This is a genomic window from Pseudomonas sp. s4, from assembly GCF_046764235.1.
Classification (GTDB): domain Bacteria; phylum Pseudomonadota; class Gammaproteobacteria; order Pseudomonadales; family Pseudomonadaceae; genus Aquipseudomonas; species Aquipseudomonas asiatica.
In genome coordinates this window covers 2,952,055-2,971,272 of sequence record NZ_CP177209.1, presented here as the reverse complement: position 1 = coordinate 2,971,272, position 19,218 = coordinate 2,952,055, and the positions used below count along the sequence as shown (strand labels likewise).

The window sequence follows — 19,218 nt, the reverse complement described above, 5'->3', positions numbered from 1 at the left end:
GTTCCTGGATGTCAGTCCTGATTGATATGCGCCATCATGCCATTGACATCGACTGCACGTATGTACCGTGCTGGGTTGGCGTCATTGACGACTTCCTCAAAATGCTTTTCACCACAGAGGATTTTGGCACCCTCGACGTGGCGCAGATCGCCCCACCAGGTGCTGCCTTTGGTTTCCACGACGAAGTACAGTCTTTCCTTGCCTTCGTCATCGACGACCACCGCCCAGTCCGGGTTATAGGTGCCCAGCGGCGTTGGAATTTTGAACCAGGACGGCAGCTTCGCATAGACTTTCACGTCTTCGTTGCTTTCCAGCTGTACGGCAAAGTTTCTCTCTACGCCCGCCGAGTCATAGACGACATGCGTATAGACAGACTTTTGCGTTTCGAGGGTATTTTTCAAATAGCCCTTCAGCTCCTCCTGCTGGAAAAGCTCCTGTGCATAGAAGTGCTCGTCACCAATTTTGCTGTACTTAATGCCATCGACCAGCGCCAGACGTTTGGTGCGGTTGATGGCCTCTGAAGCAAAGTCGATGAACTGCTGCGGGTTGCGGGCGAAGTCCTGCAGGCGGCGGCTCTCGGTGAGGATTTTGACGATGCTGCTGCGGGTCAGTTGCGTCTTGTCCTGCAAATCCGTGATGATGTCAGGAAGCTCAATGTCATTCTCATGGATCGTCGTGAATTGAGAGGCGCCAGTTTCCTTGGTTGTCACGCCGCCTTTGCCTATCGCAATGTCAGCTTTCCGGAATTGCGCCCTGGTTTTGAGGATGGGTGGGCAATCCTGAATGGCTTTGGCACAATCAGCAATGAGCTTGTCATTGTTGAAATCGACCCGGTAGGTCGTCTTGTACTTGATACGCTCCCAGAGCGCCTTGAACTCCTCACTCTGAAGAACGGCCTCGCGGGTACGGATGGTTCTGCGGTCGTCCGCATTCTTGATATCGAGCTTGCCCGCGAGCTTCTTCAAAATGCGCAGGATGTCTTCTTCAGCTTCATCCGCCTTGCACCCAAGCTCGGCTTTAATATCGTCCGGCAGCTTGAAGCTGCCGTCTTTCAGAGCCGATCGAAGGCTGTCCTGGATCTTGCCTTTGGCATCAACAAAATCTTCGCTCTTTAGGAATTTCCGGATTTTGTCAGACTGCTCTACACCAAGCGGCGCTGCTTCGCCTTTATCGTTGACGATCAGCACCGTCGCGAACTGGTGAGACTCTACGATGCCAAAGCGGATGCCGGTATCTTCTTCAATCTCCTTCTGAAGGTTTTCAGCAAACTCTTCATAGCTCTCGGTGGCGATCACGGTGAGCGTGTTGATGTCAGAGCCACGCAGGCGCTGCCCTTCCTGGTTGACGCAGAGGCGCAAGCCCCGCCCGATGGTCTGGCGACGCTCCCGCTCAGTCCCCATTTCACGCAGGGCGCAAATCTGGAAAACGTTCGGGTTGTCCCAGCCCTCTTTCAGGGCTGAGTGGGAGAAGATGAATTTGAGCTTGGTGCTAAAGCTCAGCAGCTTTTCCTTCTCCTGCATAATCAGGTTATAGGCGCGCTCGGAGTTGTCGCGACCGGCTTGCGTGTTTTCCGCTGTCTCGACAAGCCTTGCCTTCTTGTCGATGGAGAAATAACCGTTGTGGACTTCGGCGGCATTTGTCTCCAGGTCGATTTCGTTGAAGAGGCTTCGATACTTTTCAGACTTCGCGAGCTTGGTATATTCCTCTTCAAACATCTTGGCATATTTGCCTTTGACCGCATTGCCGTCTTCGTCGTACTGACGGTAGTGCTCGACGCTATCGATGAAGAACAGGCTCAACACCTTGATAGGCTGCTTGTTGGCGGCAAAGGTCAGCTCTTTTTCGAGGTGCTCTTTGATTGTGCGGCGGATCATCAACCGCTTGATCTCATCCGGGTTGACACCGCCAATGGCCTCACCAGGAGTCAGGGTTTCGTCAAGCCCCGGCCCCTTGATCTGAACGGACTCGTTGTTTTTGCCACAGGTGATCGTGCCGATCTGCATGTTTTCGTAAATGGCGCGGTTAGCGATCTGCTCCAGATCGTCGCCATCTTCAACGGTGAGGATCTCGCGGCTGATTTTTTTGCCGCGCTGCACGTCGATCTCGACCTTTGCCGTAATCGAGCCTTTACGGTTGTGCGTGGATTCAAGTCTGACATAAGGCTTATTGTTAGCGCCCTCGATCTGAAGCGAGGCCACTTCAATTTGCTTCACCAGGCCGCGATCATAAGCATCGACAGCGTCAAGACGATAAACCATGTGGTGTTTATCGACGTGCGTTGCTGAGTAACGCAGGGTGCAGAGCGGGTTCATGGCATCCAGTGCCTTCTTGCCCTGCCCTTGCAGACCGCCATCCACGCTTTGCGGCTCGTCCACGATGATGATCGGACTGGTGGCCTTGATCAGGTCAATGGGGCGCTCACCGCCCGTGCTCTCATTTTCTTTATAGAGGTTGTTAACGTCTTTCTTGTTAATAGCCCCTACCGTCGTCACCATGATCTGGACGTTCGAGCTGGTGGCGAAATTGCGGACTTGCCCAAGCTTGGAGGAATCGTACAGAAAGTACTCGTAACCCTTGGCCTTTGGATACAAACCTTCAAAATGCTCACTCGTAATTTGGAGAGTCTTATAAGTACCTTCTTTAATCGCTACTGAAGGCACCACAATCACAAACTTGGTAAAGCCGTAGTTCTTATTCAGCTCAAATATCGTGCGCAGATAGACATAGGTTTTCCCTGTGCCGGTTTCCATTTCGACGGTAAAATCACCGCTCGTGAGATCACCAGCAGGACGCAATCCGTTATCGAGTTGGATAGTATGCAAATTATCGAGAATATCATCATCGAGCAGTTGCAGACGGTTGCCAACACCGAGCTCGCTTTCCGCCAGACCAAGCGAGGCCTGCGGCCCCGCATCTGGACGGTGGGTCACAGTGAATTCAGATCGCGAGACTTCTTGACCTTTAAAAAGTCCGATAACAGACGCAATCGCCGCCATCTGGTATTCAAGATTGTCTTCAAAATGCAGCTTCATCAGAGAAACTCCTTACAAGCTGCGCACGTGAGAAATGCCATTTTGTTCTAGAATGGCGGCCATATTTGTCTTCGCAATGTCATCGCTGAATGCGCTGTCACGGAAGAAAACATGTGTATCCGAGATCGGGTTCAATTCTCCATGCCACTTGAGAATCCCTTGTGCAACATTTTCAACATCCGCCCCGGTTATTGAGTGATCAAGACACGCGAACAGCACGCCGTAGCCGATACTAAAAATTTCTTTCCCGGATACAAGCCGACTTTTGACAGGAACAGCCAAATCGATACCGCGCTTAACTAGAAGCTCGTAGAGAACATCTTGCTCAGTACGCCCATCAATCAAATGTTCCTGATGAGACAGCAGAGTCTGCTCAAGGTCATTACGATCTGGACTCCATGCCCGAATATTGGAGTTAGCAAGTTTAAAGACTTTAAACCCGGAATTTGGATGAGTCTTACCAGCAGTGCACCGTCTTAGCCTTTCCTTCGTAACATCAGATATGTTTAGCAAACCCAGCTTTCGAGCTGTAATTCCATGAGGCTTGCTCTCGTCGATAGCTTCTGGCAACTGCACCAGTATGAATCTAGGCTGTTCAAGATCAAGAACAGCTGCGCCGGTACTTCCAGACCCTGCAAAAAAATCTAGAACAATATCATCGGCATTGACACCAGACACCTTCATCATTCGCTTTATCAGCTCTGTAGGTTTGACTGTATCAAATGGAACCTCGCCATCGAACGTGACCTTTAACTCTTTTACACCAGACCTTGTAGTCCCAGAGTCTTTTGCGAACCAAATTGTTTCTGGTGTACGCCCGTCAAGATCAGCAAGGTATATTTTCCTGATAATCCTTGTTTCATCTTCACTGAAAAATATTTCCCCAGTATCAATTTTGCTACCAAGGGTCTCCTTACTCCACCGCCACCCGTTATCAGGCGGATTAATTACTTTCCCTGACGGAGTTGTAATTGGGTATTTCAGGTTTTTTCGATACAGTGCATTCCTGACGTCGCCTGTCCGCCAGTCACCCTTGGGATCATTATCTGGATTGGAGTAGGCTTTATTGTCCTCATCTGTTCTCTCAAGCGACATGAGCTCGAAATCTTCAGATTTTCTATACATCAAAATATGGTTATGATGCACAGAAAATATACCAGAATATCCTTTCGGCTGGACACTATGCTGCCATATGATATTTGTGATGAAATTTTCCTCACCGAAAATTTCATCACAAAGCATTCTCAGTCTCGGCGCTTCATTATCATCAATAGATATAAATATTGCACCATCATTCCTCAACAATGACTTCGCCAACTTTAGCCTTGGATACATCATATTGAGCCAGTTCGTATGGAATCGACCAGAGCCCTCAGTATTACTGGACAGCTTCAAACCCTCACTACTCTTTTGCCCAGTGTATTGCAGATACGTATCTAAATTATCCTGATATTTGTCCGGATAAATGAATTCATTTCCGGTATTGTATGGCGGATCAATGAATATCATTTTGACCTTTCCAGCGTAGCTCTTTTGCAAGAGCTTCAACACTTCAAGGTTATCGCCTTCAACAAAGATATTTTTTGTCGTATTCCAATCGATACTCTCTTCCGGGCAAGGCAGCAGAGTTCCCGTCGATGGCGTTAGCGCTATCTGACGTGCTTTCTTCTTTCCATGCCAGTTCAGGCCGTACTTTTCTTCACTCTCATCAACTGCTCCGGCGTCACCCAGAAGCTGCCGCAGCGTATCAAAATTTACACCACCTTCTCCGAAGGCCTCAGGAAACAAGCTTTTGAGCTGCTCAATATTTTCACTGACGATGTTTGCAGTCTCACCGTCCTGTAGGGTAACTAATTCCATAGCGGCCTTACTCATCAGATGCTCTCTCTAATTTTTTCAATTACGTCATTGATCTGTTTGATCTTGGTATTCAGCTCAACCTGCCGCCCCATCTGCTTCTCTTTTTTCAGCTTGTTGGCGATCTCTGTCTTTTGCAGGTTGAGCTTTTCAAGCTCACGGAGCCGCTCAAGACGGCTCTCATTGGGTTTATTTTCTATATTGTCGGTCACGTCTCGTTCATAGCGTCCGCTATGGGCGGCACAGTTAATAGCTATGACACGTTCGGTCAGGCTTTTATAGAAACTAAGGAAATTGGCGAAGGAAAAACTGTTGATATGACAGTCTTCCAAAAATCCTGCCTGTGCCGCTGTTGGCGCGGCCAGGTCGATCCAATCCGTGTAAAGGGGGTCTTCGACCACCCATTTTTCCTTGTCCGCCTGGTTGATGCGCTTGTCGGACACGCTGAGACAAATCTGGTTGCCTTGCGTGAACAGCAGAATGAGCGGATATGGGATCGACCGCTGCATGAAGTTCGCGATCCGCTTCAGCCGCTTGGCCGAAGTCAGATCGACCTGAAGCATCGCGATTTCAGAGAAGTCGCGTTCGCTATCAACATAGGCCGCGATATTGATCGTGGCGGCTTTCAGGGTGTAGAGCCAACGGATCTTATCAACGTCGTCCTTCAGGGCCGTTTTATCGGCGATGTCCAGCACCCCGTTTTCAAGAAAGAGCTTCTTGAAAACAGGCTTGTTCAATTCACAAGACCTGGGAATTGAAAGATGGTCGATGAAGGCTTCCAGAGTACCTGGCGTCATAGCGTGTCCTTGCCTTACGGAGCGTCCGTGATGATGAGGTAGGTTACAACAGCAAAGTCCTCAATGCCCTGGCTGCTGATCGCGGTCAGCACCGTACCGCCTTTCGTGAAGAGGCTTTGTACGCCCTTTTCTTCGCTCTTGCCTGCAATGCTATCCACCGCGACGGCGATTAGCTGCTGGTAGTGCGCCATGTCGGAACCATTCCTTGTACGGTCGTTTACCTGCCCGGCCGCCTCCTCATCAACAGCTGTCGCCGAGAGACCGTGTTTCTTCAGAAGGTCGAGTACCTTCTTGCTTTGCGTGAAGTTGAGCTCGACGACGGCTTCGTCCGTGACATAGACCAGGAAGAACGGCGCAAGCGGATAGTTCTCGTCCACCTGGACGGCGCGATGACCATCCCTGATGCTCTTCAAGCAGAAGATGACGCCGGGCTTGAGGCCGTCAGCTTTGAGATCGGCATCAATGGTGACTGCCGCATAGAGGCCGTGGGGAGCCTGCGCCAGCTGGTGCAACCCCTTCTTCATGTAGCCCGAAAGATCCATGCGGAAGTCGTTCAGGGTTAAGTCGGTGATGGAGACGCCACCCGCCATGTCTTCCAGATCGACCACGGCATCTTTGAGTTGCTGAAGCTGCCTGCGTCGATATTCCAGGTCGTTCATTTCCTGGGCGTTGGCGTCGATGACGTTTTCCTCGCCCGTGGCCGAGACATCCAGAAGCATCATGCGGCCTGCCACCCGTGCTTCCAGATTGATGTATTCGTCCAGCTCCATATTCGGCCAGAAGTTGATGAGTTGGATTCTGGTATTTTTCGAGCCCAAGCGATCAACGCGACCAAAGCGCTGGATGATCCTGACCGGGTTCCAGTGAATGTCGTAGTTGATGAGCGTGTCGCAATCCTGAAGGTTTTGACCCTCGCTGATGCAATCAGTGGCAATCAGCAGGTCAATCTCAGCCTTCGCGTCGGGATCAATCTTTCCGCGCTCCTTAGACACAGGGGAGAAAGCTGTCAGGAGGTTGTTCAGATCCGAGCCTGCTCCGGCAAGGGTTGTCTTGTTGGTGCCGCCCCCCGTGATGAGGGCACTGTGGATACCTAGTTCGTCCCGCGCCCAATCGACAAGATGGGTATAGAGGTACTTCGCGGTATCGGCAAAGGCCGTGAAGACGATGACCTTCTTGTTTCCCGGATTAAGGGGCTCTCGGACTTTTTGGGCAATGACCTCTTTAAGCCTTTCGAGCTTTGCATCGCGTGGCGCACCCACGGTTTGCGCGGATTCGACGATAGTGGTCAGGAAGATCCTGTCCGCCTCCAGCTCCTGCCGGAACCGGATGAGATCCATGTCCTGGAGCAGGACGCGGGTTTTATTGCCGATCATGAAGGGCTCAAGTTCCGGCGAGTCCATTTCAAAGTCGTGAATATCCTCGATATTCAGTGCTTCGATGTCGCCGCTTTCATGGGCGTCGATTTTCTGCAGCAGCGCTACCACCTGCGCCAGCAGTTTTTGGGAGGTGAGCGTGAACGAGCTGATCGAGCTCTCCATGCGCTTGAGCAGGTTCACCCGCATCAGGTGGATCAGGCTCTCTTCCCGGTCGACCTGCTTGAACACGCCCTTGCCATCGCCCACAGCGTTGTCATAGCGCCGCGCGTACTCATCCTTCTTGTCAGTCCGAACGAACTTCATCGGCGAGTAGCCTGCGAGCGACAGCCTGCGGATTGTCTTGTTCACTTCCTTGAGCGGCGGAAATTCGTGGGTGGCATCGATGTCCGCATAGATGTTCTGCGGTGGCAATCGCACGGGGAACTGGCCGATATCTGCCGTGCCGTAGTATTTCTGAATATGCTTGCGGGAGCGCGCGATGGTGACGATATCGAGCAGCTTGAAATAGTCAAAGCTCATCGTATCCAGCAAGGACTCGACGCTACGGCTTTCAGGCGGTTGCTTGACCCACTGGTTGAACTGCTTCTGAGCCAGGCGCAGTGTGCTTTCCACATTTTTAATGCCGACATCGCTGAAGGCGTCATCACGCCCCTCGGTGATGAAGGCGACCTGATTCTTCAGGTCGTTCATGCGGTTGTTTACCGGCGTGGCGGAGAGCATCAGCACCCTGGTCTTCACACCTGACTGGATGATGTCCTCCATCAGGCGGCTATAGCGGTTTTTGGTGCCTTTGGTGGGGTTGTTGTTGCGGAAGTTGTGCGACTCGTCGATGACGACAAGGTCGTAATTTCCCCAGTTCAGGGTTTCGAGATTGATCTCGCCGGAGCTGCCTTTCGTGCGCGACAGGTCGGTATGGTTCAGGACGTCATAGTTGAAGCGATCCTGGGCCAGCAGGTTGCGCTTGTCGTTAATGGTGTAGATCGTCCAGTTGTCCCGGAGCTTTTTCGGGCATAGCACCAGCACACGGTCATTACGCAGCTCGTAGTACTTGATGACGGCCAGCGCCTCAAAGGTTTTGCCCAAACCGACACTGTCGGCGATGATGCAGCCATTGTGCTTTTCGAGCTTGTCGATAGCCCCCAGTACGCCGTCCTTCTGAAACTTGTAAAGCTTGTTCCAGACAAGGGTGTCCTTGAATCCGGTCTTGGTCTTGATGATGCTGTCTTCATCGATGTCATCGAGGAAGTCTTTGAAAATGTTGTAGAGCGTCAGGAAGTAAATGAAGTCGCCCGGCTGGTCGGCGGCGATGAACTCCAGCTTCTCAAGGAGCTCATCCTTGATGTCGCGCGCTTTAGGGGCGTCCGACCAGACAGAGTTAAACCAGGACAGAAGCTGCTTGGTCGTTTCCGGCTCGTTGATACCGGTATTCATCAGCGGGGTGTCAACCTGAACTTCACCCAGACCTGCAGGAGTGAAGGCAGAACTGCCGTGGATGGCAAAACTCCCCTGACTACCGTTTTCGACAAGAAACATGTTCTGGGCCGCATTGGCTGACCGCACATCGGCCTTGCTGGCGAGCCATTTAGCGCACTCTCTGGCGATGCGTTTCTGATCAAGCTGGTTCACAAGGCGCAGGTCAGCATCCGACCCGATGAGCGCCTGAAGCGGCGAGCCTTCCCAGTCAGACAGTAGTAGCCTTGCCCCATCGATGCGGGAAAGCTCCTTTTTGAGCGCCGAGAAGCCATAGATGGTGAATAGGCCTGAAAGCACGGATAGCTTCGATCCTGCGGTAAGGTGATCGCGCAGCGTGTTCCCAACATGACCGTTATTTCTGTTGTCCAGTAACAAAGCTTGTCCACCCTAGTTCAAGTGCGATTTTTGGTCGTTTGCTGGTCGATCCAGTCTTCTATAGCGTTTTTTCGAAACCGCCAGCTTCCCCCGACCTTGAAGCCAGGGATTTTCCCTTTGGCGGCCAGACGATAGGCTGTCTTCTCCGCCAGCTTCAGGTACCCGGCCACTTCCTTCAGGGTCATTATGTCTTCAGGCATTTCACCGCCCCCTATTTTGAGCTTGAGAGAATAGGGGAAAATCGGGGAATCAACAATCGCGACCTGACCTCACGACAGTGAGGCTAGAACGCCTTTCGCGTACTTCACCTCAGCCGAATTGAACATGAGAGATCAGCTTCGCCTGCGCGGTGAGCCCTACCCTCTTCCATGGCTGGGTCGCTCAACGAGAATCAGTTCTGCAGCAGGTGAATGCGCAGCATGGTTTCCAGTGGATACGGCTTGCGACCACCGCCAACCTTTGGGTAATGCGGCTCGATCAATGCCACCAAACCGCTCCACGGCACCACCTGCTCCATCTCGGCCAGGAAACGCTCGCGACGGGTTTGCTTGCGCTTACCGGCGTACTCGGAATCGGAGAAGCTCATCTGACTCATGGGATGGAGGGCTTGTAGAGGGCAGTTGGACGGAGGGCTATTTCAGCACAGGTCAGATGACTTGTGCTGACTTGATCGGAGAATCCTTAGTTCGCAAATCTTCAGAAATTTGAGCTGCACTGCCTGTGCTACTGATCCAGCGCACCGACTCCACCCCCGGTTCCTTGCAATTATCATATCGTTCAAGATGAGCAATGAATGCGCGTCGCGCTTGGTCATAATTGCTACGCTCTTGATTGAGATTCCATGTCACCACATAGACAGCCATTACGTTACTCCTGTTAGCGTTGTTGTTGGCTGCTTGAGATTGAGCGATTGCCCACCATCACTTCAATAGCGCAGAGTGTTTTCTGGGGGGGGGGCGATATTTTGGCGACAACAATCGATACATTTGCATGCATCCTACACGCGGTGCTTGGACGAGACAGGACTATTTTCATTCGCCCACGGTTTTGCATCAAAAAAAATATTGCTGCTTATAGAAAAATTATAAATCCAAGAGTGCAGCAGTAGCCAACACTACTTCAGGATGGATTAAGCCCCGTTCGCACACCACGGGAAAGGGCCTTTCCGCCCCTTCCCGACACGACGTTTAATCAGAGATCAGCGTATGCAACCAATTTTAGCAGCAGCGCCTATTAGCTTGTCGGTAATGATAATAACGCGGATATTCTCGTCCATATTCTTGTTAGCTGCGTAACCGTAAGCCTGAACAACCAGATTGTCACACATGCCCCCAGCGCGCGACATATCGTCCATGGCCAATGCCGCTCTCTCAGCATCATCACTGCCGGAGGCCATCGAAGCATGATGGGTTTTTCGAAGCTGAGCGGGGCTATGGGCAAACCGGTACTCCTGGAGTGGGCCGGAGATCTTGTTCCGCAGTTCAACAGTTTCAGTCGAGGTGCCTCTGGCTTGCTCAACCTGATTCAGCAATCTTTCAGCCATATCCAGCGATTTAATATCGCTCAGATCCGCTGCATTGGCGGTTGCCAACGCCAACTTGGCGTCCATGTTGCCCAGCTCACTGGATTGTTGAAGGAGGCTGAGATACATGGTTCTCGACTCATCCGTTAGCTCATTCGCCACCCGCAGGGTTTGTGACTGAGTGTACAGGTCAGCCCCCAATTGAACGTCAGTCTTAATGGGCGTTCGCGCGCGCTCGGCCTCATTCTTTCTGAGCTGCACGAATGCGCACCGATAAAATATTTCCGAGCTTTGCTGTTCCGACTCATCAGGTGACTTGCCGGCAGCTTGGGCCTTGTTGCAGATACCGTAATACTGACTGTTAAAACTTTCATGCTTACTCACAATTTCTTGAGTACGCGATTTTGACACGCCGGCCAGCGACGCTTTGAAGCTGGTTGTATGGCGGATTTGTTCAGCATTCAGGGCATTCGACATACACTGATTTTTTTGAAGCGCCGTTGGATCGCTCTTGTAATCCATGCAAGCCGCATAGGGATCGGCAATTTTTAGCCCTATCGAAGACAGCTCGGTGAGCATGTTATTTCGACGCTCCAACGACCGCTCACCTGCAACCACAAGCTGATCGGAGGCCGCTTTCTCAGCGAGAATTTTATCGTCCCTAACCTTGCTGATAGGCAGACCTTGATTGAGGAGATACGGCATTTCTCCGTCAATCCGCTTCAAGAACGCATCATAAGCCCTAGCAACCTCCCTGTACCGCCACGTGTCACACAATGTGGCGAGTGCCTGCCTGGCAGGAAGGATTAGCCCTGCTGCAGTGGACGCCGCTTCTATGGCAGCTTGGTCAGACAGTCCTGGGTTAACCCATTTCGGCCCACGGCTACGCAGGTACTGCGCCAATATACCGCTGTACAAATGTGCGACACCAATTCCGCAGGACTTCTCATCAGCCTTAAAGTTTTTATCACCTATCACACTGGTTAGATAGCTTTTAAACATCTCACGAGCTTGCTGGGGATCGGTCGCCAGGCGTGTATACGGCACATTCACACCCTGCTTAGCTATGGTGGCTGCAATCACAGCGCTGTTGCGATAGACGTCGTGCGGGACACCCTGCTCAACACCTGGGTCGAGCGTACCGAGTGAGCGCCAAGCCGCAGGCTCCGTGAGAAAACTGACAAAAGATGCCATTTCTTCTTCGCCTTTTGCCACGGCTTGCTGTATAGCTACCAAAGTAAAAGCGGCCAGCAAAATCTTACGGATCAATTCATTCTTCCTTGGGCTGAATGAGCTTTTTAGTTGACGTCGACGTCACACATTACTCGACGGTGGCATCTCTTGAATGCCTTGTGAACTCGACAAAGGTGTCGGCAGGATTATCAACAAATTGAGGGGTTAAGCAAATAAGCCCTTACTGGGCGCCTGGACGCACCTTCCCCCAGAAATGGCAACGCTCACGAACCATGTCAAGCAAAGGCCTCAAGGCGACCCGGATTAGTCGAAAAACGCAAACACTCAGGTCGCTCAAAACATAATTGTTCGCGGATCTAGCGGCGCGTAACCTCACCTCCAAGCCTCCCGTCAATTGAGTCGGTGAGCGCCAACACTCAGCAGCCTCGCCCGAAATAAAAATAAAAGGAAGCAGGTATGTCCACACATGGGTTTAAGAATGCAGCGCTTCGTCTCGCCCCCATTTTGACAATCGGAGTCCTTTGCTCTGCGGGTGCGCTCGCAGCAGAAGATCCTTTGGGCAGCCTGGTCGGTAGTGCCGCACTGGGGAAACAGTTGAAGGAGGACTATGGCGTCAAGGTTTACGGTTGGGCACAAGCAGGCCTGATCTACAACAACAACTCCACCGACGACGTCAGCAAGCAGGCTTTTTTCAACACGGATAAAGGCTTCAACCTCAACCAGTTGGCCTTAGGAATCCAGCGCTCCCCCGTCAGCAACGTCCAAGGGCGCATCGGCCCGTTCCGGCCCAATGCCGCAGGAAGCCGACTGGGGTTTCAACGTCACGACGGTCTATGGCAAAGACGCCCGTTACTTCAAGACCTGCGGCTGGGATGAAGACCTCGGGGTCAACCGGAACAACAAGCCCGAGGACGAGGCGTTCACCATCGCTCAGGCCTACCTGGAGTTCTACTTCCCTGTGCTCAGTGGCTCGGACTTGATGCTTGGCATCTTTCATACCCCGCTGGAGAATGAGATTGGCTTCCCGCTGCCATCCCCAGCGCCACAGACTTCTACAGCCACACCTATTCCTTCATGCATGGGCCAGCCAAGCATGCCGGTGCCCTGTACTCCTTCAAGCGGCCGTCGGCACCGGGCGATAGTATGCTCGGTTTTGAGGTCGGCGTCGTTCAGGGATGGAACAACCTGCAGAGCGAGAACCACGACCCGCATGTCATCGCCAACGTCCGCTGGCGGTCTGCCGACTTCGGCACCTGGGTGGACTGGGAGAACATCTACGGCAACGGCGCGGGCGACAGCTTCGCCAACTGCGCCTGTGGCTCGCCCATGCCCGCTGGCAATAAAGACGACACAGCCCAGCGCTACGAGACCTACCTGACCGTATCGCACCAGCTCGATCCGACCAATCGAATTGCTGTTGAGACCTCGTACGGCAAGCAAAAGAACGGTGCGCTCGCGGGCTTTGCCAACAAAACCGATGCCACCTGGTACGGCGCCAACTTCAACTTCCACCATCAGTTGAGCGAGAACCTGAGCTGGAACAACCGCGCAGAGTGGTTCTACACCGATGCGCCGGTACATGTGGTAATGGCCAATATCGACTCGCGCACCGGTATCCCTGACCCCAGCTGGGGCAGCTTCTACGCGGTCACCACCAACCTTTCCTGGCTGCCGACGCCGAACCTGCGCCTGCGCCCCGAGGCGCGTTACGACATCCACTCTGGGCCTGGGCGAGATGCTTTCGGCGATGGAAATCGGGATGCACAACTGGTGCTGTCGTTCGACGCCACCGTCTTCTTCTAAACCCTGTCCGCCACCTGACCTGGTTCAGGTGGGCGGCCAGACCTGGCCTTCACCCCAACGTCGGAGCTGACCATGCGAGACGACAACAATAAAAAACCTCGTCGGTGGTTTACCGGTAACGCGGCGCAACTTCCTGCGCGCCACTGGCATCGTGGCGGGTACCGCTGCACTCGCCACCATGCCCTTCGGGCCACTGCTGGCGGCTGAGCGTACCATCAAGATTGGCTACGTCAGCCCGCAAACAGGGCCGCTCGCCCCCTTCGCTGCAGCTGACCAGTACATCCTCCAATCGCTGCAGCGCGTGATGAGCAACACCATTGGCATTGGCGGCAAGACCTACAAGTTCGAGGTCGTGGTCAAGGACAGCCAATCGAACCCGAACCGGGCAGCGGAAGTTGCCAGCGAGCTGATTCTGTCTGACAAGGTTGACCTGATGCTGGTGTCTTCCACATCCGAGACGACCACCGATGACTTCTCGGCGCAGCTGTCGGCATTCAAGAAGGCCAACACCGAAATCGTCACAGGGGTGGTCATCCCGCCCGACCTCACGACCTTCTGGACGCAGGCGCGCCAGCAGAACTTCGAGCCCAAGATCGTCTCGGTCGGTAAAGCGCTGTTGTTCCCGAGCGCAGTCGAGACACTCGGCAAATCAGGGCACAACCTCTCGACCGAGGTCTGGTGGAGCCCCAATCATCCGTTCAGCTCCTCCCTCACGGGTGCATCATCGAGCCAGTTGGCCAACGAGTTCACCCAGGCCACCGGCAAGCAATGGACGCAACCGCTGGGCTTCGTTCACGCGCTCTTCGAGCTGGCCGTCGACATCCTCAAACGAACTGAGGAAGTCGGTAATCCTGAAGCGGTTCGAGACGCGCTGCGCAAGACACGCCTGAATACCGTGGTGGGGCCGGTGAACTGGAGCGACAGCCCGAGCAAGAACGTAGCGAAGACGCCTCTGGTTGGCGGTCAGTGGCGCATGCAGGGCAGCGGCAAGTTCGATCTGGTCATCACCAGCAACGCCAGTGCTGCCGTTATTCCCGTTGGCGGCGAAATGCAGCAGATTGTTTACCGGTGAGGAGGTTGTGATGGAGCAGCTACTCGCACTGGAAAATGTGCATAAGAGCTATGGTTCATTCAAGGTAACCGAAGGCGTCGACCTCTGCCTCGGGCAGGGCGAGGCGCTCGGCATCATTGGGCCCAACGGAGCAGGCAAGAGCACTCTGTTCAACCTCATCGCGGGAGGCGTTATGTCTACTCAAAAAGGCCAACCGGCCGGCTGGTTCGCTGACGCTTCTAGATCGCAAACGGCTCGAAATGGCACGTATGTGAAAACCGAGGATGACTTGGGCTCAGTCTTTACGCCAGAGTGTTGCCGCGACCTCGCCAACAACCTTCACACGATCTTTCGCAACTGGGTGGCGAGCTTGGGGGCGTTCAGAAGGGAAACCTTAGGCCTTCGCTAAGTACTCACTGCTGAGCAAAGCTCCATGCAAGCAGAGCTCGCAGGCCGGCACGGCCGAAGAGCGTGAGGATGGAAGCCCGCAGGGCCGAGACACAATGTGGCTCGGTTCACGACAGCCGTCCGCGGATGCGGCACGCCCAGAAATCCCCGGACACAACGTACACAACCACTTGCCAAAAACCTGTTTGCCTGGAGTGTCGCAAGCCTCGGTGCCCAATGAAAGCTGGGAGGCAACACTCACCCTACCATGTAGCCCACCCCGAATTTCGACTGAATCTACGTAAGAGTCACCGGCGCTGCCCCAGGAAGCCGAACTGCCAACGTCATGAATATCACCTCGCTCGAAGGGCTTTACGCCTTGGCCATCTGCAGGAAATCCCGAAGTGAGTTTCGACCGCCTTCTCGGCGAAACGCAGCCATCACATAGCGGCTACCTTCCACCGTGGTCAGCACCCAAAACCGCCCTTCCTTCTCAACCCGATTGACCTTTGCCGTCTGAACGACACGACCATCAGCATAACGGCCTGCAGGGTCGTCACCTTCAAACCCAAACACCACACCTCCTCCGACTCGAGACATGATGAAAGCATCTGTTAGGTAGGCGGTAACAGGCTCATCGAACCCTTGCTCCATCGCCCGGGCGATTCGCCTCAAATCGAAGTCAGTGTGCCGCTTGCTGAGAAAGTCGAGATTGATGGAGGTGGTCATTGAGTATCCTTACAACATGAAGCGCCGGCGGGTAGGCCGCTAAAGGCCTCAGCTTTGGAAGCAGCGACGCGATTCTTAAAAGAAAGAGAAGATGGTTTTGAGGCTGGCCTTCTGACGACGTCCGGGGCCTAGCAGCACGTAGACAGTGTTCCTCGTTGCAGCGAAAACCCCATCCACGAATGAGGCACACATCGTCGACCGAACCCAGCCACCAGATGGGAAACGCCCTTCACTGTCGTCAACAACGCAATGGGCAAAAACGATCAGAGGCAACAGGCCTACGGCGTTGACCTTGGCAAGCTCTTCCTCGGTTAGGTCAGGTTCAAACAACGTCCAGTCTTCGACGATGCAGTACGACCTACGTGGGAAACGCTCGACAACCAGAGCACGAGCAGCTTCAACAGAGAGCTCAAGGCCGGCAGCAGGGACATGGTTATCTGATAGGAGCTCGCTGTCGACAGAGCTTTCGAGCTTACCTTCGCTCATTGCAAGCTCCTTTTCGCGCTCAGGGCGTCGTACAAAACCCGCATGTTGGAGAGCGACGCTACATCCAGATTCGTACGGTACGAATCGTGGTAAACAGAACCACCGTCAACCGTAACGACGCAGACGCTGTCACCATCCTGGTCATCTCCGATCGCCAGGCTCTTCACCTTCTCCATCCGCCATGCACCGCTACCATTCATGTTCGCTGGGGTGACAACCTGGATCTCTTTGACGAAAACCTCCTCGTCCTGGGACTGGAGGACTTGCTGCAATTTCAGCTCGTCATTGACCATGAGCTCAAACTCATGGCCCTTGCCCTGCCCGACCATCACAACTGAGAGATGGAACCAGTGCTTTCGGAGCATTCGGGTCACGGCGTGCCAATGAGCAAGCCCCTCACCAAACATACCTGGGAGGCCTGCCATATCATTGTCGTCTGTTCTGAACATCGATCATCTCGGTGAAGCCATCGCTTGGGCGACGCATTGAAAATTTCGGGTTATTGCCCTAACGCGGCTCTGCGCGGCGGCTCCGACTATTCCCTATCAGAGGTGAACGTGCACAGGTACGATGGCGATGCTATGGGCCATGACCCCAAGATCCTTAAGCCTGGGTGGTCTGTCGCATACCGGGCCGCCTGAGCCTGTCGCAAAGGTTTTCCATAAATTGGCGGCTGGGCACTGGGCTCGAGATCAGACCTCCGCCCCCGCCTCGCTCGACCAATCAGGCAATGCGTGCAGAACAGGGAATATATTCCATGGATTGAATTTAATCAATGTGGCTCTATCCTCAGCTTTGGGGAGCCGTCATGCCACTGAGAGAGTCATTAGCCGCAGTCCTCCGGCTCGTGAGAGCTTCGCGCGGCCTCAGCAAGGATGACTTCCAAGGGCTCGTCGATCCCAAGCACGTATACAACCTCGAAACAGCCAAGAGCGGCGTAACCCTCGACACGCTGGAAGCAATCGCTTCAGTGCTTCAGGTCGATGCCCTCACCCTCCTCACCGTCGCAGCGAGCCTTGAGCGTGGCCAATCGCACAAGGATTTGCTCGTGCACCTGGAAGACGATGGTCAGCAACTGGCTGAACTTGGTGTGTTAGCGAGATGGCGCGGGGAGTTTGAAGACGGATCGCTGGTCACCACCAAGCCTGGACGAAGGACACCTCCGGAGACAGTGGAGGCTATCTTGGCATGTCGTGAACGAGGGCTGAGTCGAAAAGAGACGGCAAATGAAGTGGGAATTTCTACCACCACCGTAGGTCGACTATGGAACACCCATCCAAAGTGACTTTTGCCTATATTAATAACTCTTACCGCTGTAGAGCCCAGCTTATTAACTGATAGCTTTTTTCGCCCAGCGCATGCTGTACCTCCCCGCGTACCATCTCCAGTGCCTCTCGCCCCAATGCATTGAGGCCGCATGACACAACCTCAGCACGATTGACCGGAAAAATCCAAGCCGGAGAAAAAGTAATTTCCCGAATTAAACTTGCCTCTTTTTCAGAAATCACGCCATAGGCCACTCCCAAGAGTAAATGCGCCACTGCCAAATGCGGTACTTCTGCTTTGTCAAATAACTTATCTACACCCAGCCCCTTCCTTGGCGACGGTGTAATCACGTCGCCACGCATTGGACGGAAAAATTGGCGAGCGAAGCCACTCGCCCCTGCGCGATCAACATTCTGCCACAGCCATATATACAATAAATTACGACATGCAGGCAGGCTAAGTTCAGCGACTTGCCCCTTAGCTACCATGCAGCGAATCCAGCGTTGAACCCTGCCAATCAAGTGCAACAGAATTTTATTCTGCGTAATTGCAGATCTCGAAGCTGGTGTCGATAACGAAAAATCGATACTCAATCGTGAGGCGGGACTATTAATATATTCCCCGAAAGCAAGCCACCCCTTGCTTGCATAATTGAATCGAGTGGACTCTAGACGCATGAGTAGAACTGGGTTCTGATGAAATTCACATACGCATTCGCCCTGCGTACGCCACTTTGCTCGCCAAGCAGGCGACCTGCCTTCCGCAATATCACTCTTTATACAACGAGGGCAATATACATCACTGCTGAAGAACGACAAGCAATGAGGTGGCAACTCGAATCTACCAGGTATAATGGATCGAAGCCTTGGATCGAGGAGCTCCATGAAGTCGCAATTTTTATACAGCGCATCAAGATCGCTTCCTTCACGAGAATATTGGGCAGCGAAAAGCTGATTCATCACCTCCCTATCAATATATTCTGCATCGATCAACCTCCCAAACCAAGAACTGAGAGCCTCTCCATAGACCGGCCTTAACACCTCCGAAGCTCGCCTCATACCCATATCCTCGCAGAATTATATTACGTTTGGCTCAACGAGAATCGAAGAAAATTATGCATGACTCACCATCAACCTAACTTGAATCGCAGTCTCCCCCACCAAACCTCCAGTGATTGCGTGAATAGCTTTCGCATCAACCTTTCGGCCGTTCAAATCATTCGCATACAGCGCTGCAAGATGATCAACGAAGCTGATAAAATTCTGATCATAATCCATTGACTGCAGCGAAACCCTTTCAACAATATGTGCCGCCATCAAAAGCCCCACCAACTCAAGCGAAGACGACGTTCCACCCAAAATAAATTTACATTTCGGCATCAAAGCGAGCAAATAAAGAAGAGCATCTAAATTGGCACAAGACTGACGACCTTCAATACTTGTAAAGCGCTGAAAGTCATGAATAATCACAGCATCAATTCGGCGTAGCTTAAGCACGCTTGCCAGAATATCACTAATCTCCCTGGATCTCTTTACTGAGAATGGAACGCCAACAGCAGCAGTAAGATTTGATAACAAACTTCCCTCATCCTCTACGACCCCTTCAAGCAAGGTTAACACTCGATTTCCATTCCGGCGTAAACTCCTTTCAAATGCCAGAAGCAGATAAGATAACCCTGACCCGCCTACCCCATCGACTAACAGAATCCGCCGATTTGATCCATCACATGCATCGAAAATTTTTTTACAGACGTCAAGCGCGACTTGGTTTCCGCTATTAGGAATCCAGCAAATTCTCGCCGGCTGAGGAGGTAATATTTTAACCAGAGAATTTACCTTCGCATTATCTGTGCGATTTGAGCTCACGATTG

The 19,218-nt window shown here is 52.9% G+C and carries 17 protein-coding genes and 1 pseudogene; 5 read left to right on the top strand and 13 right to left on the bottom strand.

Features of this window, described 5'->3' with window-relative positions:
- Window positions 1–11: 11 nt before the first annotated feature.
- The 8 genes and pseudogenes from ACK56M_RS13985 to ACK56M_RS13950 all read right to left on the bottom strand — a co-directional run bounded on the left by ACK56M_RS13985 (window position 12) and on the right by ACK56M_RS13950 (window position 11,701).
- A complete protein-coding gene (locus ACK56M_RS13985) occupies window positions 12–3,032 on the bottom strand; it encodes a type III restriction-modification system endonuclease (protein ID WP_411959560.1) in 3,021 nt (1,006 codons plus the stop codon).
- 12 nt (window positions 3,033–3,044) lie between these two features.
- Complete coding sequence (locus ACK56M_RS13980) at window positions 3,045–4,907, bottom strand: site-specific DNA-methyltransferase (protein ID WP_232892302.1); 1,863 nt, start codon at window positions 4,905–4,907, stop codon at window positions 3,045–3,047.
- Window positions 4,907–5,686, bottom strand: coding sequence for a DUF4391 domain-containing protein (locus tag ACK56M_RS13975; RefSeq protein WP_054890531.1), 780 nt, complete (start codon window positions 5,684–5,686; stop codon window positions 4,907–4,909). Before ACK56M_RS13975 ends, ACK56M_RS13980 begins: the two co-directional genes overlap by 1 nt.
- Before the next feature lie 14 nt (window positions 5,687–5,700).
- Window positions 5,701–8,910 (bottom strand): helicase-related protein, encoded by a 3,210-nt coding sequence (locus tag ACK56M_RS13970; protein ID WP_054890532.1) that lies wholly within the window; start codon window positions 8,908–8,910, stop codon window positions 5,701–5,703.
- Between the two features lie 17 nt (window positions 8,911–8,927).
- Window positions 8,928–9,095, bottom strand: coding sequence for a helix-turn-helix domain-containing protein (locus ACK56M_RS13965; RefSeq protein WP_411959559.1), 168 nt, complete (start codon window positions 9,093–9,095; stop codon window positions 8,928–8,930).
- Between the two features lie 209 nt (window positions 9,096–9,304).
- Window positions 9,305–9,505, bottom strand: a pseudogene (locus ACK56M_RS13960) (IS5/IS1182 family transposase); the annotation flags it as partial.
- A gap of 52 nt (window positions 9,506–9,557) precedes the next feature.
- A complete protein-coding gene (locus ACK56M_RS13955) occupies window positions 9,558–9,773 on the bottom strand; it encodes a hypothetical protein (RefSeq protein WP_144188266.1) in 216 nt (71 codons plus the stop codon).
- A 335-nt stretch (window positions 9,774–10,108) separates the two neighbouring features.
- Complete coding sequence (locus ACK56M_RS13950) at window positions 10,109–11,701, bottom strand: hypothetical protein (protein ID WP_054890507.1); 1,593 nt, start codon at window positions 11,699–11,701, stop codon at window positions 10,109–10,111.
- 381 nt (window positions 11,702–12,082) lie between these two features.
- Here ACK56M_RS13950 and ACK56M_RS13945 point away from each other — a divergent pair, with 381 nt between their 5' ends.
- The 4 genes from ACK56M_RS13945 (at window position 12,083) to ACK56M_RS13930 (ending at window position 14,889) form a co-directional block, all read left to right on the top strand.
- Window positions 12,083–12,502 carry a hypothetical protein gene (locus tag ACK56M_RS13945; protein WP_232892305.1) on the top strand — a complete coding sequence of 140 codons (420 nt, stop codon included), beginning with the start codon at window positions 12,083–12,085 and terminating at the stop codon, window positions 12,500–12,502.
- Window positions 12,503–12,700: 198 nt separating this feature from the next.
- Entirely contained in the window at window positions 12,701–13,429 is a 729-nt protein-coding gene (locus ACK56M_RS13940) for an outer membrane beta-barrel protein (protein WP_411959558.1), read from the top strand.
- Between the two features lie 88 nt (window positions 13,430–13,517).
- On the top strand, window positions 13,518–14,501 hold the full coding sequence (locus ACK56M_RS13935; RefSeq protein WP_054890508.1) for an ABC transporter substrate-binding protein: 984 nt from the start codon (window positions 13,518–13,520) through the stop codon (window positions 14,499–14,501).
- 10 nt (window positions 14,502–14,511) lie between these two features.
- Entirely contained in the window at window positions 14,512–14,889 is a 378-nt protein-coding gene (locus tag ACK56M_RS13930) for an ATP-binding cassette domain-containing protein (protein ID WP_054890509.1), read from the top strand.
- Between the two features lie 350 nt (window positions 14,890–15,239).
- Here the strand turns inward: ACK56M_RS13930 and ACK56M_RS13925 are convergent, their stop codons facing one another.
- From ACK56M_RS13925 to ACK56M_RS13915, 3 genes are all read right to left on the bottom strand, one after another.
- Window positions 15,240–15,596 carry a hypothetical protein gene (locus tag ACK56M_RS13925; protein ID WP_411959557.1) on the bottom strand — a complete coding sequence of 119 codons (357 nt, stop codon included), beginning with the start codon at window positions 15,594–15,596 and terminating at the stop codon, window positions 15,240–15,242.
- Window positions 15,597–15,671: 75 nt separating this feature from the next.
- Window positions 15,672–16,082, bottom strand: coding sequence for a DUF6957 family protein (locus ACK56M_RS13920; protein ID WP_411959556.1), 411 nt, complete (start codon window positions 16,080–16,082; stop codon window positions 15,672–15,674).
- Complete coding sequence (locus ACK56M_RS13915) at window positions 16,079–16,531, bottom strand: hypothetical protein (protein ID WP_411959555.1); 453 nt, start codon at window positions 16,529–16,531, stop codon at window positions 16,079–16,081. The genes ACK56M_RS13920 and ACK56M_RS13915 overlap by 4 nt, the downstream gene beginning before the upstream one ends.
- A gap of 359 nt (window positions 16,532–16,890) precedes the next feature.
- On the opposite strand from ACK56M_RS13915, the gene ACK56M_RS13910 reads away from it, so the two are divergent.
- A complete protein-coding gene (locus ACK56M_RS13910) occupies window positions 16,891–17,367 on the top strand; it encodes a helix-turn-helix domain-containing protein (RefSeq protein WP_411959554.1) in 477 nt (158 codons plus the stop codon).
- A gap of 22 nt (window positions 17,368–17,389) precedes the next feature.
- Here ACK56M_RS13910 and ACK56M_RS13905 read toward each other — a convergent pair whose 3' ends face one another.
- Window positions 17,390–18,340 (bottom strand): hypothetical protein, encoded by a 951-nt coding sequence (locus ACK56M_RS13905; RefSeq protein ID WP_411959553.1) that lies wholly within the window; start codon window positions 18,338–18,340, stop codon window positions 17,390–17,392.
- Between the two features lie 120 nt (window positions 18,341–18,460).
- Complete coding sequence (locus ACK56M_RS13900; protein ID WP_411959552.1) at window positions 18,461–19,213, bottom strand: hypothetical protein; 753 nt, start codon at window positions 19,211–19,213, stop codon at window positions 18,461–18,463.
- Window positions 19,214–19,218: the final 5 nt, after the last annotated feature.

What these genes read in the sequence shown, in the direction of transcription:
- ACK56M_RS13930 (WP_054890509.1), top strand. Translation starts at nt 14,512, where the DNA reads ATGGAGCAGCTACTCGCACTGGAAAATGTGCATAAGAGCTATGGTTCA.
- ACK56M_RS13910 (WP_411959554.1), top strand. Translation starts at nt 16,891, where the DNA reads ATGCCACTGAGAGAGTCATTAGCCGCAGTCCTCCGGCTCGTGAGAGCT.
- ACK56M_RS13915 (WP_411959555.1), bottom strand. Translation starts at nt 16,531, where the DNA reads ATGTTCAGAACAGACGACAATGATATGGCAGGCCTCCCAGGTATGTTT.
- ACK56M_RS13965 (WP_411959559.1), bottom strand. Translation starts at nt 9,095, where the DNA reads ATGACCCTGAAGGAAGTGGCCGGGTACCTGAAGCTGGCGGAGAAGACA.
- ACK56M_RS13945 (WP_232892305.1), top strand. Translation starts at nt 12,083, where the DNA reads ATGTCCACACATGGGTTTAAGAATGCAGCGCTTCGTCTCGCCCCCATT.
- ACK56M_RS13985 (WP_411959560.1), bottom strand. Translation starts at nt 3,032, where the DNA reads ATGAAGCTGCATTTTGAAGACAATCTTGAATACCAGATGGCGGCGATT.
- ACK56M_RS13975 (WP_054890531.1), bottom strand. Translation starts at nt 5,686, where the DNA reads ATGACGCCAGGTACTCTGGAAGCCTTCATCGACCATCTTTCAATTCCC.
- ACK56M_RS13940 (WP_411959558.1), top strand. Translation starts at nt 12,701, where the DNA reads ATGCATGGGCCAGCCAAGCATGCCGGTGCCCTGTACTCCTTCAAGCGG.
- ACK56M_RS13955 (WP_144188266.1), bottom strand. Translation starts at nt 9,773, where the DNA reads ATGGCTGTCTATGTGGTGACATGGAATCTCAATCAAGAGCGTAGCAAT.
- ACK56M_RS13925 (WP_411959557.1), bottom strand. Translation starts at nt 15,596, where the DNA reads ATGACCACCTCCATCAATCTCGACTTTCTCAGCAAGCGGCACACTGAC.
- ACK56M_RS13980 (WP_232892302.1), bottom strand. Translation starts at nt 4,907, where the DNA reads ATGAGTAAGGCCGCTATGGAATTAGTTACCCTACAGGACGGTGAGACT.
- ACK56M_RS13920 (WP_411959556.1), bottom strand. Translation starts at nt 16,082, where the DNA reads ATGAGCGAAGGTAAGCTCGAAAGCTCTGTCGACAGCGAGCTCCTATCA.